Raw genomic sequence first — 15,756 nt, 5'->3', positions numbered from 1 at the left:
CGTGAGCCCGGACGGTGAGTTCTGGCTGGTCCTGGCCGGCTGCGGCGCGGTCGGTATCGGCCTGTTCGTGACCGCCGTCCGCCACTGGCGGCGGGCCCAGGCAATGACCGGCACGCCCACGTCCCGCATCCGCTCGGCGGCCCAGGGTTACGTCGAGCTGGAGGGTCGCGCCGCGCTGCTGGACGGCCCCGCCATCATCTGCCCGCTGACCGCCCACCGCTGCGTGTGGTGGCATTACCGCATCCAGAAGAAGGTGAAAAGCGGCCGCAACACCCGCTGGCGCACAATCGATTCCGGCACCAGCGATGATCTGTTCGCCCTGGACGACACCACCGGCCGCTGCGTGATCGATCCGGTGGGCGCCAAGGTCACGCCGGGACGTCGTTACACCTGGTACGGCAGCACACCGCGTCCCGCCCGCGGGCCCAACGCCGGGGCCGGCGGCTGGCTGGGGATGCTGACCGGCGGCCGCTACAAGTACGAGGAGCGGCTGATCGAGGTGGATTCGCCCTGTTACGTGATCGGGGCCTTCCGCACCCAGCGGCACGCAGGCAGTGAACGTGATGACGACATCCGCGCCATCATCACCGACTGGAAACAGGACCAGGCGCAGCTGTTGGCGCGCTTCGACGTGAACAACGACGGCCACATCGACGAACGCGAGTGGCAGGCTGCCCGCCGTGTGGCGGCCATGCAGGCCGACCGCCAGCGCCGGGACCGGGCCGCCGAACCCGGCCTCAACGTGATGGCCCGGCCAGATGATGGGCAGCCGTTCCTGCTGGCGGGCGTCGAGCAGGCGGGACTGGTTCGCCGTTACCAGTGGCAGGCCATGGGCTACGCGGCGGGTTTTCTGGTTGCGGTGGGGGTATTTGCCTGGCTGCTGGAAACCCGGGGGATCATCTGAGGTCCGACCCACACTGGCCCACCGGGGTGCAACTGTTTAGCCTTGGCATCCCGACAGACGACTTGCCCTTCTGCGACTGGATTCTCACACCCATGACCGATACCAACCCGCTACTGAACATGCTCGACGGCACCGGCCTGCCGCCGTTCGCCGACATCCGCCCCGAACATGCCGAGCCCGCCATCGACCAGTTGACAGCCGAAGCGCGTATCGCCGTCGAGCAGAGCGCGGCGGCCGCCGGGCACGCCGACTGGGATCACGTCGTGGCCCCGCTGGAGGCCGCCGAGGACCGGCTCAGCCGGGCGTTCGCGCCGGTGCGTCACCTGCATTCGGTGATGGATTCGCCCGACTGGCGCGCCGCCTTCGACGCCTGCCTGCCCAAGCTGACCGCCTTCCACACCGAACTGGGCCAGCATCGCGGGCTGTTCGAGGCGGTCAACGCGATTGCCGAAGGCGACGAATACGCACGACTGAACGACGCCCAGCGCAAGGTGGTGGATGACGCCCGGCGCAACTTCCGGCTGTCCGGCGTGGCGCTGGAGGGCGCCGACCGCGAGCGCTTCGCCGAGATTGCCCAGCGCCTGTCGAGCCTGTCCAACCGATTCCAGCAGAACCTGCTGGACGCCACCCAGGCCTGGAGCCGGCAGGTCACCAAAGCCGGCGAACTCGCCGGCCTGCCGCAGTCGGCCCTCGACCTGCTGGCCCAGAACGCCGCCAACAAAGAACTCGACGGCTGGCTGCTGACGCTGGATGCCCCCAGCTTCATGGCGGTGAACACCTACGCGGAAAATCGTGAGCTGCGGCGCGAGATCTACACCGCCTTTTCCACCCGAGCCTCGGACCAGGGGCCCCAGGCGGGCGAGTTCGACAACTCCGCCCTGATGGAGGAGATTCTCGCCCTGCGCCACGAACAGGCGCAGCTGCTCGGCTACGACAACTACGCCGCCTACTCGCTGGCCACCAAGATGGCGCGCGATGCCGACGAGGTGGAATCCTTCCTGCAGGACATGGCCCGTCGCACCCGCCCGCTGGCCGAGCGCGAGCTGGCGGAACTCACCGAATTCGCCCACGAGCGGAACGGCCTCGACAAGCTCGAAGCCTGGGACGTGGGCTACTACATGGACCAGCTGCGCCAGGCCCGCTACCAGCTATCGGCCGAGGATCTGCGGCCCTATTTCCCGGCCAGCCGCGTTATCGACGGCCTGTTCGGCGTGGTCGAACGGCTCTACGGCGTGCGCATCCAGGCCGAGCTCGGTGTCGATACGTGGCATGCGGACGTCACCGCCTACGCCATTCGCGATCCCGACGGCAACGATCGCGGCTATTTCTATCTCGACCCCTATGCCCGAGAAGGCAAGCGCGGCGGCGCCTGGATGGACGAGTGCCGGGTTCGACGACGGGTAGCGGACACGGTGCAACTGCCGGTGGCCTTCCTGACCTGCAACTTCACCCCGCCGGTGGACGGGGCCGATGCCCGGCTGACCCACGACGAGGTGCTCACGCTGTTCCACGAGTTCGGCCACGGCCTGCATCATCTGCTCACGCGCATCGACTACGCCGAGATCTCCGGGATCAACGGCGTGGAATGGGACGCGGTGGAACTGCCCAGCCAGTTCATGGAGAACTGGTGCTGGGAGCGCGAGGCGCTCGACCTGTTCGCCCGCCACGCCGATACCGGCAAGCCCCTGCCGGACGAGCTGTTCCAGCGCATGCAGGCGTCACGGCATTTCCTGGCCGGCTGGATGATGCTGCGCCAGGTGGAGTTCTCGCTGTTCGACCTGCGCCTGCATCGCGACATCGACCCGGCACACGGCATCGACGTGCAGGGCACGCTGGACGCGGTCCGTCGCGAGGTCTGTGTGCTGCAGCCGCCGGCGTTCAACCGCTTTGCCCACGGCTTCGGGCACATCTTCGCGGGCGGTTATGCCGCTGGCTACTACAGCTACAAGTGGGCCGAGGTCCTGTCCGCGGACGCCTTCGCCGCCTTCGAGGAAACCGACCTGTTCGACCGCGACACCGGGCGGCGCTTTCTCACCGAGATTCTCGAACGCGGCGGCAGCCGCCCGGCGCTGGACAGCTTCAAGGCCTTCCGCGGCCGCGAACCGGCCATCGAGCCGCTGTTGCGGCAGAACGGGCTGGTCGAGGATGCGGCTTGATCAGCGTTCCCCTCTCCCCGGGGAGAGGGGGTGAAAGAGGCCGCTCAGGTAGTCGCGTGGCCCCATGCGGAATAGCAGCGTTTCGCGCGCCCGGCAGTTGCGTCGCGACCAGACGGATGCCGAGCGCCATCTGTGGCGTCATCTCCGCAATCGCGGGGTCGCCAACTGCAAGTTTCGCCGACCACATCCCGTTACAGGTTACGTCGTGGATTTCGTCTGCCTCGAGGCACAGCTGATAATCGAGATCGACGGGGGCCAGCACGCCGAGGCCATCGCCGATGCCGACGCGCGTCGCACGCGTACTCTGGAAATCGAGGGTTACCGCATGCTGCGCTTCTGGAGCGATGAGGTGCTGACTCGAACTGACGACGTGCTCGCAACAATCCACGCCGCATTAACCAGCCCGAGCCGTTGACCATTCCCTCTCCCCTTGTGAAGGGGAGAGGGCCAGGGTGAGGGGTCACGGCAGCGCCGCAAGACTTTCAAGGAACACCACATGCAGATCGCCACCTGGAACGTGAACTCGCTGAACGTGCGCCTGCCGCATGTGCTGGCCTGGCTGGAAAACAACCCGGTGGACGCGCTGGCCCTGCAGGAAACCAAGCTCACCGACGCAAAATTCCCGGTGGATGCGCTCGCCGAGGCGGGCTATCGGAGCGTGTTCAGCGGCCAGCCCACCTATAACGGCGTGGCACTGCTGACCCGCAGCGAGCCGGCGGACCCCGTCGCCGGTATTCCCGATTTCAACGACGACCAGAAACGGGTTCTCGCGGCCACCGTGGACGGCGTGCGCATTGTCGACGTCTACTGCCCCAACGGCGGCGATCTGGACACCGACAAGTACGCCTACAAGCTGGACTGGTTCGCCCGCCTGCACGAATACCTGGCCGAGGAACTGGCCCGCCACGATCGACTCGTGCTGCTGGGCGACTTCAACGTGGCACCCCGCCCGGACGATACCCATGACCCGGACAAGTGGGAGGGGCGCATTCTCTGCTCACCGCCCGAGCGTGCCGCGCTGCAGTCGTTACTGGAACTCGGTCTGACCGACACCTGGCGGCTGTTCGACGATCGCGAGGGCCGTCGCCGTTTCACCTGGTGGGATTACCGCAATGGCGGCTGGGCGCGTAATGCGGGGCTTCGCATCGATCACATCCTGGCGAGCTCGGCGCTGGCCGCCGGCTGCACCGACTGCGCGGCGCATGTCGGCGAACGCGGCCGCAAGCGGCCGTCCGACCACGTGCCGGTGGTAGCCACCTTCGACTAGCGGTCCTCCGCCAGGGTGGCCTGCACCCGCTCCAGGGTTTCGATCACGGCCAGGGCACTCTCGCCGTCGGACAGCGGCGGCTTGCGATCGGCGATCCGGTCCAGAAAATGCTGAAGCTCCAGCCGCAATGGCTGGCCATCGCCGCGGTGGACGATCTCGCTGCCTTCATCCCGGTTGGCAAGATCCTCGTCGATCCACTTGCGGTGCAGCGTGACCGTCTGGGCCACTTCGTCGTAGACCAGCATGCCGCGAGAGCCGCGGATGATGGTGCGGCGAGTGGTTTCGGGCCACAGCCAGGATACGTGCAGGTTGCCACGCACCCCGCCGGCGAATTCCAGATGCACATGCACTTCGTCTTCCACCTGTAGCTGGAGCATGCGGTGCCCGCTGGCACGGATGCTCTGCGGCAGGCTGTCGATCAGATACAGCATGACCGCCACGTCATGCACGCCGATGTCCCACAGCACGTTCTCCACCGAGCGGGCCCGGCCGAGGGTCAGGCGCTCGTGGCGCACGCCGTAGAGCTCACCCAGCTTGCCGGCGGCCAGGTAATCCTTGATCCAGGTAATGGCCGGTTGATACAGCAGCAGATGCCCGGCCATGAGAATCCGGTCGTTTGCCGCCGCGTGCGCCACCAGCGCGCGGGTGCTGGCGCTGTCGTGGGTGACCGGCTTCTCGACATACACATCACAGCCCGCATCGATGGCGGCGGTGGCGATCTCGAAGTGCTCGCTGGTCGGGGTGGCGATGGCCACAGCGCGGCATTCGCCGTCGAGCAGCGCCCGGTAGTCGGTTTCCGTGCGCACGCCGGGATGCGATTCAGCGTACGCGGCAAGCCGTTCGGGGTTCGGGTCGCAGATCGCGCCCAGGGCGTTCAATTCGGCCAGATTCCGGATGATGTTCCCGCCCCAGGCGCCCGCGCCGACCACCGCAACTTGCATCGATTCTCCCTTGTCCGCCTCGAATCCGGCGACCTTGCTACCGGATTTACGGCCACTAGTGTGAAAAATTCCCGGCCAAAAGGCCAGCCGGCGACGGTGCCGGATGCGACCAAAGGCGCATTTGTGTCTCCGGCGTCATGCGTTATAAAACTGGTGCCGGAGGCCAGATGGGCGTCCGGGCACGCCTGTGGGCGTGGCAACCGATAACGATCCGGCCGGTCACTCCGAGGTGCCGCCACCGGAACAACCCGAACCTGTGCGCAAGGGGGACAGACCATGTCAACAAATGACCAAAGCGCCGCCGCGCAGTATTGGCGGGCCAATATTCGGCTCCTGTCCAAGCTGTTGGTGGTGTGGTTCCTGGTGTCGTACGTCGCCGGCATTTTCCTGGCCGACGTGCTCAACGCCATCAGCATTGGCGGCTATCCGCTGGGCTTCTGGTTTGCCCAGCAGGGCTCCATTTACGTGTTCGTCGGGCTGATCTTCTACTACGTCTACCGCATGAATCAGATCGACCGCGAATTCGGCGTCGAAGAGGAGTAAGGCCGACATGGATACACAAACCTGGATTTATCTCGTCGTCGGCGCAACCTTCGCCCTGTACGTGGGCATTGCGATCTGGGCACGGGCGGGCAGCACCGGCGAGTTCTACGTGGCCGGCGGCAGCATCAACCCGGTGGCCAACGGCATGGCCACGGCGGCGGATTGGATGTCGGCGGCCTCGTTCATCTCGATGGCGGGCCTGATCGCCTTTCTGGGCTATGACGCCTCGGCCTACCTGATGGGCTGGACCGGCGGCTATGTGCTGCTGGCGATGCTGCTGGCGCCCTATCTGCGTAAGTTCGGCAAGTTCACGGTGCCGGAATTCATCGGTGAGCGGTACTACTCGAAAACCGCGCGGCTGGTGGCGGTGGTCTGCCTGATCGTGGCCTCGATCACCTACGTCATCGGCCAGATGAAGGGCATCGGCGTGGCCTTCGGCCGCTTCCTGGAGGTGGAGTTCGCCACCGGGCTGTTCATCGGCATGGGCATCGTGTTCTTCTACGCGGTGCTCGGCGGCATGAAGGGCATTACCTATACCCAGATTGCCCAGTACTGCGTGCTGATCTTCGCCTACACGGTGCCGGCCATCTTCATCTCGCTGCAGCTCACCGGCGTGCCGTTGCCGCAGCTGGGCCTGGGCGCCACCATGAATGACGGTAGCGGCCTGTACATGCTGGAAAAGCTGGATCAGGTGGTGACCGATCTGGGCTTTGCGGCCTATTCGACCCTGAAAGGCTCCGAGCTGAATACGGCCCTGCTGACGCTGTCTCTGATGATCGGTACGGCCGGTCTGCCACACGTCATCATCCGCTTTTTCACCGTGCCCAAGGTGTCGGACGCCCGCCGCTCCGCCGGCTGGGCGCTGGTGTTCATCGCCATTCTCTACACCACCGCCCCGGGCGTGGGTGCGATGGCGCGTCTGAACCTGATGGATACCATCCAGACGGGTCCGGTGGGCGAGGAAAATGCCAACCTCGCCTATGAAGATCGCCCGGAATGGTTCCGCAACTGGGAAGCCACCGGGCTGCTCGAGTTCGAGGACAAGAACGACGACGGCCGGATCCAGTACTACGACGATACCAACGAGGAGTTCGCCCAGAAGGCGCGTTCCGAGTACGGCTGGGAAGGCAACGAGATGGTCACGGTGGACCGTGACATCATGGTGCTGGCCAACCCGGAGATCGCGAATCTGCCCGGCTGGGTGATCGCCCTGGTGGCGGCCGGCGGCCTGGCCGCGGCGCTGTCCACCGCGGCGGGTCTGCTGCTGGCTATCAGTTCCGCCATTTCCCATGACCTGCTCAAGGGCATGATCAAGCCCGATGTCAGCGAGAAGGGTGAGCTCATGGCCGGCCGCATCGCCATGGCGGCGGCGGTACTGGGGGCCGGGTATCTGGGACTCAATCCACCGGGTTTTGCAGCCCAGGTGGTAGCACTGGCATTCGGTCTGGCTGCGTCCTCGCTGTTCCCGGCCCTGATGATGGGCATCTTCAGCAAGGAAGTGAACCGGATCGGTGCCATCGCCGGCATGCTGGCGGGCCTAGGGGCCACACTCTTCTACATCTTCATGTACAAGGGCTGGTTCTTCGTCCCGGGTACCAACTGGCTGCCCAACAACGCCGACAACTGGATCTTCGGCATTCAACCCGAGTCGTTCGGCGCCATCGGCGCGATGATCAACTTCGCGGTTGCCATCATCCTGTCCAAGGTGACCGGCCGGCCGCCGGCACACATCCAGGACCTGGTGGAAAGCGTGCGGGTTCCGCGTGGTGCAAGTGCACCCAGCGCCTCGCACTGACACCGTCACGCGTTGAGGTGATCCCTGGCCCCGCCGGCGCTGCCGGCGGGGCTTTTTTGTGTACTAGTTCAAGATCATCGAGTCGATTAGCCGCCAGAGCAGGAACACGCCGTAGATCGCGATCAGCGCCACGCCAATTACCGTGATCGGCCGCGGACCCCGCTGCTCAGGCATCGGTTCGCCGCGAGCCCGGCGCAGCCGCATCTGGATCTGATACTTGATCAGCCAACCGCCCAGGGCGAGCAACACGATCAGCGCGAGCAGCTTGAACACGACGATCTCCCGATCCGACCACGGCAACATCAGGCGAATGCAGTGGCCCTCAAGCCACCCGGCAACCGCCCGTTCGAATTATTCCACCGTCACCGACTTTGCCAGATTGCGTGGCTGATCCACGTCCGTGCCCCGAGCCACCGCCACATGATAGGCCAGCAACTGTAGCGGCACGGTATAGACCAGTGGTGCCTGCAGCGCCTCGATATGTTCCGGCATGGTCACAACCTCGATGCCCGGTTCCGAGCGGATGCCGGTATCCGGATCAGCCAGCACGAACAGCTGGCCGCCGCGGGCGCGGACTTCCTGAAGGTTGGACTTGAGCTTTTCGATCAGCCGGTTGTTGGGGGCCACCGCCACCACGGGCATGTCCGCATCCACCAGCGCCAGCGGACCGTGCTTGAGTTCGCCGGCCGGGTAGGCCTCGGCGTGGATATAGGAGATTTCCTTGAGCTTGAGCGCGCCTTCAAGCGCCACCGGAAAGCTGGGGCCGCGCCCGAGGAACAGCGCATGATGCTTGTCGGCGAACCATTCGGCCCATTCGATCATGGCCGATTCCAGTTGCAGGGTCTTTTCCACCTGCGCGGGAACGTGCAACAGCTGCCGGGCATAGAGCTTTTCCATGCGCGCATCCAGCCGGTTGTGGCGGGCCACCAGCATGCCGAACAGCCCGAGAGCCGCCAGCTGCGTGGTGAAGGCCTTGGTCGAGGCCACGCCGATTTCCGGCCCGGCACGGGTCATCAGCACCAGATCGGATTCGCGTACCAGCGAGGATTCCGGGACGTTGCAGATCGCCGCGGTGGCGACGTAACCGCTGGTCTTCGCGAATCGCAGGGCGGCCAGGGTGTCCGCGGTTTCGCCGGACTGGGAGATCGCCAGGAACAGCGTGCCCGGCGGCACCACCGGATCGCGATAGCGGTATTCGCTGGCCACCTCCACGGTGCAGGGCACGCCGCCACCCTGCTCCAGGTAGTACCGCGCCACCAGACCGGCGTGATAACTGGTGCCGCAGGCGACAATGTGAACCGCGCGGACCTGCGGCAGCAATGCCGCGGCATCCGGGCCAAGTACCGCCTCCAGCGGCCGGCCGTGGGCGAATCGCTCCGACAGCGTATCGCCGAGTGCCTTGGGCTGCTCGAAGATCTCCTTGAGCATATAGTGCCGATAACCGCCCTTGTCCGCGGCGTCCGCCGACAGGGAGGACTCGACCACCGGGCGCGTCACGGGCGCCCCCTGCAGATCGATCACTTCGGCCGAATCCGCGGTCAGATCGACCAGGTCGCCTTCCTCCAGAAACACGAAGTGCCGCGTCACCGGCAGCAGGGCGGCGGCATCGGAGGCGACGAAGTGTTCGCCATCGCCCACACCCAGCACCAGCGGCGAGCCGCGCCGCGCCGCCACCAGGCGGGTGGGTTCGTCGGGTGTCACGGCAACGATGGCGTAGGCGCCTTCGAGCTCGCCCAGCGAGGTGCGCACGGCGGCACGCAGATCCAGACCGGCACGGAGATGGCTGTCGATCAGATGCGCAATGACCTCGGTATCGGTCTGCGACTCGAAGCCATAACCCTTGGCCTCCAGGGCCTGGCGCAGGGTCTCGTAATTCTCGATGATACCGTTGTGCACCACCGCCACGTTGTCGCCGGAGCGCTGCGGATGCGCGTTGGCCTCCGACACACCACCGTGGGTGGCCCAGCGCGTATGCGCCGCGCCGACGTGACCGCCGAATGGCTCGGCTTCCAGCCGGTCGGCCAGTGCTGCCACCTTGCCGACCGCCCGGGCGCTGACTAGCCGGGCATGCTCGTCCACCACAACCATGCCGGCGGAGTCATAGCCGCGATATTCCAGTCGTCGCAGCCCTTCGAGCAGCAACGGGACCACGTCACGCCGGGCGGCAGCGCCGACTATGCCGCACATGGGGAAGTCTCCTCGCCAGTCATGCCCTGCTTGATGCCGACGGACGCCGACAACGTTTCTGGTTTCATCAGCGCCCGCACTAGCCTTTCTCGGGCCGCTTCCACCCGGGCACGGTGATCTGCCGGGAGCGCGACACGGTCAGCTTGCCGGCCGGGGCATTCTTGGTGATGGTGGAACCGGCGCCGATCGTGGCGCCCGCCGCGACCACGACCGGCGCCACCAGCTGGCAGTCGGAGCCGATGAAGGCGCCATCTCCGATCACCGTCCGGTGCTTGGCGGCACCATCGTAATTGCACGTAATCACGCCGGCGCCGACGTTCACATCCTTGCCCAGATCCGCGTCGCCGACGTAGCTGAGATGATTGATCTTGCTGCCTGCACCCACCTGGACATTCTTGGTTTCCACGAAGTTGCCCACGCGGGCGCGCTCGGCAAGATCGGTATCCGGCCGCAGCCGGGCGAACGGGCCGATCTGGCAGCGATCGCCCACACGCGCGTGCTCGATAACCGTATGCGAGTGCACGGTGCAGCCGTCGCCCACCCGGCTGTTGCGGATAGTAGTGTAGGGCCCGATGTGCACGCCTTCACCCAGCACAACGTCGCCTTCGATCACCACGTCGATGTCGATCACGCAGTCGCGGCCGGCGTTCAGGCGACCACGCAGATCGAAGCGCTGCGGATCGCGCAGCGTCACTCCCTGGGCCATCACTTCGGCGGCCTGGCGCCGCTGCAGCAGCCGCTCGGCCAGGGCCAGGTCCTGCCGGTCGTTGATGCCCTGGACTTCCTCGGCCGAGCCACCCTGACCCGCGACGACCCGAACGCCATCGGCCGCCGCCAGTGCCACGATGTCCGTGAGGTAGTACTCGCCCTGGGTATTCTGGTCGTTGATGCGGGCCAGCCAGTCGCGCAGACGGGCGGCCGGCGCGCACAGCAGCCCCGTGTTGATTTCCCGGACATGACGCTGATCGACGGTGGCATCCCGGTGCTCGACGATGCCGACAACGCGATTACCGTCATCGCGAATGATGCGGCCATAGCCGGTGGGATCATCCAGGGTCACGGTGAGCAGGGACAGCGCATCAGCGCCCCCGGCTTCGGTAAGGGTCTGCAGGGTCTCGGCGCGGATCAGCGGCACGTCGCCATAAAGGACCAGCACGCGGGCATCGTCCGGGATGTCGCCAATCGCCTGGGCCACGGCGTGACCGGTGCCCAGCTGCTCGGCCTGGTGCACCCAGGCTACGTCCAGATAGCCAAGCGCGGACTGCACCTGCTCGGCCCCGTGGCCGTAAACAACATGAATCCGGGCCGGCGCCAGCTGTTGCGCGGTTTCCACGACGTGGGTGAGAAGCGGTCGATCGCCCAGTGGCTGCAGAACCTTGGGCAGCGCCGAACGCATGCGCGTCCCCTGGCCGGCAGCGAGAACCACGATGTGCAGGGCCATGGGCGACGGGCTCCGAGAGGTGGTGGAAACCCCTATTCTGTCAAAACCGCGGTCGCACTGCCCCGGGAACACCGGAACGGCGCGACCTGCCGGACGCGCGGATCAGCCCCGGGCGGTGCCCCGGAGCTGCTTGACCGCATGCAAACGGGCTGCGGCCTCGGCCAGTTCCGCCTGGGCGCGGGCGAGATCGACCTTGTCATGCGCCTGCGACAACGCCTCCTCGGCCCGCCGCTTGGCGGCTTCCGCGGCCGCCTCGTCGATGTCCTTGGCACGCTCGGCGGTGTCGGCCAGCACCGTCACCAGGTGCGGCTGTACCTCGAGAATGCCCCCGGAAACGAAGTAATGCGTGGTCTTGCCTTCCTCGTCCTCCACCCGGACCGGGCCGGCCTTGAGGCGCGTCAGCAGCGGGGCATGGCGCGGCGCAATACCGACCTCGCCCATCTCGGCCGGCGCATAGACCATTCGGGCGCCGCCCGAATGGATTTCGCCCTCGGCGCTGACGATATCGACTTTCAGATTCGTGTTCTCTGCCACGGTATGTCCCGATGCTGGTACGTCGATGGGGCCGGGGCGTTGAGCCCGCGGCCGGGGCCGCCTAGGCGGCCTCCTTCTTGTTCATCTCCTCGCCCTTGGCGACGGCTTCGTCGATGGTGCCGACCATGTAGAAGGCCTGCTCGGGCAGATGATCATACTCGCCATCGACAATGCCGCGGAAACCGCGGATGGTCTCGGCCAGCGGCACGTACTTGCCTTCGGTGCCGGTAAACACCTCGGCCACGAAGAACGGCTGCGACAGGTAGCGCTGAATCTTGCGGGCACGGGACACCGCGAGCTTGTCCTCTTCGGACAACTCGTCCATGCCCAAAATCGCGATGATGTCACGCAGCTCCTTGTAGCGCTGCAGCGTCTGCTGCACGGCGCGGGCGCAGTCGTAGTGCTCGTTGCCGATGACGTTCGGGTCGAGCTGACGCGAGGTCGAATCGAGCGGGTCCACCGCCGGGTAGATGCCCAGCTCGGCAATCGAGCGGGCCAGCACCACGGTGGCGTCCAGATGCGCGAAGGTGGTGGCCGGCGAGGGGTCGGTCAGATCGTCCGCCGGCACGTACACGGCCTGGATCGAGGTGATCGAACCCGTGGTGGTGGAGGTGATCCGCTCCTGCAGCAGGCCCATTTCCTCGGCCAGGGTCGGCTGGTAGCCCACCGCGGAGGGCATGCGGCCCAGCAGCGCGGACACCTCGGTGCCGGCCAGGGTGTAGCGGTAGATGTTGTCGATGAACAGCAGCACATCGCGGCCTTCATCACGGAAGAACTCGGCCATGGTCAGGCCGGTCAGCGCCACGCGCAGACGGTTGCCCGGTGGCTCGTTCATCTGGCCGTAGACAAGCGCCACCTTGTCCAGCACCTTCGACTCCTGCATCTCGTGGTAGAAGTCGTTGCCCTCACGGGTACGCTCGCCCACGCCGGCGAACACCGAGTAGCCGGCATGTTCGGCCGCGATGTTGCGGATCAGCTCCATCATGTTGACAGTCTTGCCCACGCCGGCGCCACCGAACAGGCCGACCTTACCGCCCTTGGCGAACGGGCACAGCAGGTCGATCACCTTGATGCCGGTTTCCAGCAGTTCCTGGCCGCCGGCCTGCTCTTCATAGGTCGGCGCAGTACGGTGGATCGGAGAGCGCTCGTCGGTGCCGATGGCGCCCTGGTTGTCGATCGGCTCGCCCAGCACGTCCATGATGCGTCCGAGCGTGGCCTGCCCCACCGGCACCGAAATCGGCTGGCCGGTATTGCGGGCCTCGGCGCCGCGCGCCAGACCGTCGGTGACGCCCATGGCGATGCAACGGACAACGCCGTCGCCCATCTGCTGCTGGACTTCCAGCACCAGGTTGCTGGCGTCGATGATGATCGCGTCATGAATGCTGGGCAGTGAATCGCGGTCGAATTCCACGTCCACCACCGCACCGATGATCTGTACGACCTTTCCGGTCTTGCCGTCACTCATGTCTTATGTCCTCAGGCTTAAGAAGCGCTTCTCAACTCGTATTTCGGATTCCGGGCGGTAATCAGGAGACCGCCGCCGCACCGGCCACGATCTCCGACAGTTCCTGCGTGATCGCGGCCTGGCGGGCCTTGTTGTACTCCAGTTCCAGCTGGTCGATGATCTCGCCGGCGTTGTCGCTGGCGGATTTCATCGCCACCATCCGGGCCGCCATCTCGCAGGCCACGTTCTCGACCACGCCCTGGTAGACCTGCGCCTCCACGTAGCGGGTGAGAATGTCACCCAGCAGCTCGCTGGCCTCGGGTTCGTAGATGTAGTCCCAGTAGTCCGGCAGTTCCTCGTCGGACACCGGCTCGATCGGTAGCAGCTGCCGGCCTTCCGGCCGCTGCGTCATGGTGTTCACGAAGTCGTTGCTCTGCACGAAGATGCGGTCGATCTTGCCGTCGCGGTAGGCATCGAGCATCACCTTGATGGTGCCGAGCATATCCTCCAGGTGCGGGTTGTCACCCAGGTTGGAGGTTTCCGCCTCGATCGAACCGATGCGGCGGAAGAAGCTGATCGCCTTGCGGCCGACCACCGCGATATCCACCTCGACACCCTTGTCCTGCCAGCCGCGCATCTGACCGAGCACGTGCCGGAACAGGTTGATGTTCAGGCCACCGCACAGGCCGCGGTCGGTGGAGATCACGATGAAACCCACGCGCTTGATCTCGCGCTCGGTCATGAACGGATGCTGATAATCCGGGTTGGCCCGCGCCAGATGCCCGATCGTCCGGCGAATTTTCTCGGCGTACGGGCGGGCGGCTTCCACCCGCTCCTGGGCACGCCGCATCTTGGACGCGGCGACCATCTCCATCGCCTTGGTGATCTTCTGCGTATTCTCGACGCTTCGGATCTTGCCCTTGACTTCCTTGGCACCTGCCATGGTTTATCCCTGTTTACCGGTGACTGGACTTACCAGGTGTGACTGCTCTTGAACGCAGTCACCGCGGCGTGCAGCTCGGACTGGATTTCGTCGGTGTAGTCGCCGGTCTCGTCGATCTTGTCGAGCAGCGCCTGCTGTTCCGATTGCATGTAGGTATGCAGCGCGGTTTCGAAATCCACCACCTTGTCGGTGGCCACGTCCTCGAGGAAGCCCTTTTCGGCCGCGAACAGCGACACCGCCATCAGCGATACGGAGTACGGCTTGTACTGGGCCTGCTTCATCAGCTCGGTCACGCGCTCGCCGTGCTCCAGCTGCTTGCGGGTGGCCTCGTCCAGATCGGACGCGAACTGGGCGAAGGCCGCCAGCTCGCGGTACTGGGCCAGCGCCAGACGAATGCCGCCACCCAGCTTCTTGATGATCTTGGTCTGAGCGGAACCGCCGACTCGGGACACGGACAGGCCGGCGTTAACTGCCGGGCGGATGCCCGAGTTGAACATGTCGGTTTCCAGATAGATCTGGCCGTCGGTGATCGAGATCACGTTGGTGGGCACGAACGCCGAGACGTCGCCGGCCTGGGTCTCGATGATCGGCAGCGCCGTCAGCGAACCGGTCTTGCCCTTGACCTTGCCGCCGGTGATCTCTTCGACGTAATCGGCGTTGATGCGCGCGGCGCGCTCCAGCAGCCGGGAATGCAGATAGAATACGTCGCCCGGGTAGGCCTCACGGCCCGGCGGACGGCGCAGCAGCAGGGACACCTGGCGATAGGCAACCGCCTGCTTGGACAGATCGTCGTAGATGATCAGGGCGTCCTCGCCCTTGTCCCGGAAGTATTCGCCCATGGCGCAACCGGAGTACGGCGCGATGTACTGCAGGGCCGGCGGAATCGAGGCACCGGCCGCCACCACGATGGTGTGGTCCATGGCGCCGTGTTCCTCGAGCTTGCGCACCACCTGGGCAATGGACGAGTTCTTCTGCCCGATTGCCACGTAGATGCACTTGATGCCGGAATTCTTCTGATTGATGATCGCGTCGATCGCGATCGCGGTCTTGCCGGTCTGGCGGTCGCCGATGATCAGCTCACGCTGGCCGCGGCCGATCGGGATCATCGCGTCGATCGACTTGAGGCCGGTCTGCACCGGCTGATCCACCGACTGGCGGGCAATAACACCCGGCGCCACCTTCTCGATCGGCTGCGTGCCTTCCGACTCGATCTCGCCCTTGCCGTCGATGGGACTACCCAGCGGGTCGACCACGCGACCCAGCAGGCCCTCGCCCACCGGCACTTCGAGAATGCGGCCGGTGGTCTTGACCGTATCGCCCTCGGAGATGTGCTTGTACTCGCCCATCAGCACGGCGCCGACCGAGTCGCGCTCCAGGTTCAGTGCCAGGCCGTAGGTGCCGCCGGGAAATTCGAGCATTTCCCCCTGCAGCGCGTCGGCCAACCCGTGAATGCGGGCGATGCCGTCGGCCAGACTGACCACGGTGCCCACATTGCGGGCTTCCGTGACGGACTCGAAATCGTTGATCCGCTGGCGGATCAGGTCTGAGATTTCGGACGGATTGAGTTGCATACCGGGTGTCCTCGTTGGTTCGCTGACGCG

General features: G+C 65.7%; 14 protein-coding genes. 6 read left to right on the top strand and 8 right to left on the bottom strand.

Annotated features, from left to right (window positions below; translation table 11 throughout):
• Position 1 precedes the first annotated feature (1 nt).
• From RM531_RS12280 to xth, 4 genes are all read left to right on the top strand, one after another.
• On the top strand, positions 2-904 hold the full coding sequence (locus RM531_RS12280; protein ID WP_311659625.1) for a GIDE domain-containing protein: 903 nt from the start codon (positions 2-4) through the stop codon (positions 902-904).
• A gap of 92 nt (positions 905-996) precedes the next feature.
• Positions 997-3,060, top strand: a complete 2,064-nt coding sequence (locus RM531_RS12275) for a M3 family metallopeptidase (protein WP_311659624.1) — start codon at positions 997-999, stop codon at positions 3,058-3,060.
• 64 nt (positions 3,061-3,124) lie between these two features.
• Complete coding sequence (locus tag RM531_RS12270; RefSeq protein WP_311659623.1) at positions 3,125-3,475, top strand: endonuclease domain-containing protein; 351 nt, start codon at positions 3,125-3,127, stop codon at positions 3,473-3,475.
• A gap of 81 nt (positions 3,476-3,556) precedes the next feature.
• Positions 3,557-4,327: an exodeoxyribonuclease III gene (xth, locus tag RM531_RS12265; RefSeq protein ID WP_311659621.1), complete on the top strand. Its 771-nt coding sequence runs from the start codon at positions 3,557-3,559 to the stop codon at positions 4,325-4,327.
• Here the strand turns inward: xth and RM531_RS12260 are convergent.
• The gene (locus tag RM531_RS12260; RefSeq protein ID WP_311659619.1) at positions 4,324-5,268 is read right to left on the bottom strand and encodes a Gfo/Idh/MocA family protein; all 945 of its coding nucleotides are present in this window, start codon (positions 5,266-5,268) and stop codon (positions 4,324-4,326) included. The genes xth and RM531_RS12260 overlap by 4 nt on opposite strands.
• 276 nt (positions 5,269-5,544) lie before the next feature.
• Here RM531_RS12260 and RM531_RS12255 point away from each other — a divergent pair, with 276 nt between their 5' ends.
• Positions 5,545-5,811, top strand: a complete 267-nt coding sequence (locus RM531_RS12255) for a DUF4212 domain-containing protein (protein WP_311654203.1) — start codon at positions 5,545-5,547, stop codon at positions 5,809-5,811.
• Between the two features lie 7 nt (positions 5,812-5,818).
• Positions 5,819-7,606 carry a sodium:solute symporter family protein gene (locus tag RM531_RS12250; protein WP_311659617.1) on the top strand — a complete coding sequence of 596 codons (1,788 nt, stop codon included), beginning with the start codon at positions 5,819-5,821 and terminating at the stop codon, positions 7,604-7,606.
• Positions 7,607-7,669: 63 nt separating this feature from the next.
• On the opposite strand, the gene RM531_RS12245 is transcribed toward RM531_RS12250, so the two are convergent.
• The 7 genes from RM531_RS12245 to atpA form a co-directional block, all read right to left on the bottom strand.
• Positions 7,670-7,879: a hypothetical protein gene (locus RM531_RS12245; RefSeq protein ID WP_311659615.1), complete on the bottom strand. Its 210-nt coding sequence runs from the start codon at positions 7,877-7,879 to the stop codon at positions 7,670-7,672.
• Between the two features lie 78 nt (positions 7,880-7,957).
• On the bottom strand, positions 7,958-9,793 hold the full coding sequence (gene glmS, locus RM531_RS12240; protein WP_311659613.1) for a glutamine--fructose-6-phosphate transaminase (isomerizing): 1,836 nt from the start codon (positions 9,791-9,793) through the stop codon (positions 7,958-7,960).
• A 79-nt stretch (positions 9,794-9,872) separates the two neighbouring features.
• Positions 9,873-11,234, bottom strand: a complete 1,362-nt coding sequence (gene glmU / locus RM531_RS12235) for a bifunctional UDP-N-acetylglucosamine diphosphorylase/glucosamine-1-phosphate N-acetyltransferase GlmU (protein ID WP_311659612.1) — start codon at positions 11,232-11,234, stop codon at positions 9,873-9,875.
• Positions 11,235-11,336: 102 nt separating this feature from the next.
• Positions 11,337-11,768 (bottom strand): F0F1 ATP synthase subunit epsilon, encoded by a 432-nt coding sequence (locus RM531_RS12230; protein WP_311659611.1) that lies wholly within the window; start codon positions 11,766-11,768, stop codon positions 11,337-11,339.
• 61 nt (positions 11,769-11,829) lie between these two features.
• Positions 11,830-13,233, bottom strand: a complete 1,404-nt coding sequence (gene atpD, locus RM531_RS12225) for a F0F1 ATP synthase subunit beta (protein ID WP_311659610.1) — start codon at positions 13,231-13,233, stop codon at positions 11,830-11,832.
• A gap of 61 nt (positions 13,234-13,294) precedes the next feature.
• The gene (gene atpG / locus RM531_RS12220) at positions 13,295-14,155 is read right to left on the bottom strand and encodes a F0F1 ATP synthase subunit gamma (protein WP_311659609.1); all 861 of its coding nucleotides are present in this window, start codon (positions 14,153-14,155) and stop codon (positions 13,295-13,297) included.
• Between the two features lie 29 nt (positions 14,156-14,184).
• A complete protein-coding gene (gene atpA, locus RM531_RS12215) occupies positions 14,185-15,726 on the bottom strand; it encodes a F0F1 ATP synthase subunit alpha (RefSeq protein ID WP_311659608.1) in 1,542 nt (513 codons plus the stop codon).
• Positions 15,727-15,756 lie beyond the last annotated feature (30 nt).

The sequence above is a fragment of the Spectribacter acetivorans genome, assembly GCF_031846305.1.
Classification (GTDB): domain Bacteria; phylum Pseudomonadota; class Gammaproteobacteria; order Nevskiales; family Salinisphaeraceae; genus Spectribacter; species Spectribacter acetivorans.
This window is presented reverse-complemented; position numbering and strand designations above follow the sequence as displayed.

Coding starts and splice junctions, on each gene's coding strand:
- atpG (WP_311659609.1), bottom strand. CDS start 14,155: ATGGCAGGTGCCAAGGAAGTCAAGGGCAAGATCCGAAGCGTCGAGAAT.
- RM531_RS12250 (WP_311659617.1), top strand. CDS start 5,819: ATGGATACACAAACCTGGATTTATCTCGTCGTCGGCGCAACCTTCGCC.
- RM531_RS12275 (WP_311659624.1), top strand. CDS start 997: ATGACCGATACCAACCCGCTACTGAACATGCTCGACGGCACCGGCCTG.
- glmU (WP_311659612.1), bottom strand. CDS start 11,234: ATGGCCCTGCACATCGTGGTTCTCGCTGCCGGCCAGGGGACGCGCATG.
- RM531_RS12255 (WP_311654203.1), top strand. CDS start 5,545: ATGTCAACAAATGACCAAAGCGCCGCCGCGCAGTATTGGCGGGCCAAT.
- atpD (WP_311659610.1), bottom strand. CDS start 13,233: ATGAGTGACGGCAAGACCGGAAAGGTCGTACAGATCATCGGTGCGGTG.
- RM531_RS12270 (WP_311659623.1), top strand. CDS start 3,125: ATGCGGAATAGCAGCGTTTCGCGCGCCCGGCAGTTGCGTCGCGACCAG.
- atpA (WP_311659608.1), bottom strand. CDS start 15,726: ATGCAACTCAATCCGTCCGAAATCTCAGACCTGATCCGCCAGCGGATC.
- xth (WP_311659621.1), top strand. CDS start 3,557: ATGCAGATCGCCACCTGGAACGTGAACTCGCTGAACGTGCGCCTGCCG.
- glmS (WP_311659613.1), bottom strand. CDS start 9,793: ATGTGCGGCATAGTCGGCGCTGCCGCCCGGCGTGACGTGGTCCCGTTG.
- RM531_RS12260 (WP_311659619.1), bottom strand. CDS start 5,268: ATGCAAGTTGCGGTGGTCGGCGCGGGCGCCTGGGGCGGGAACATCATC.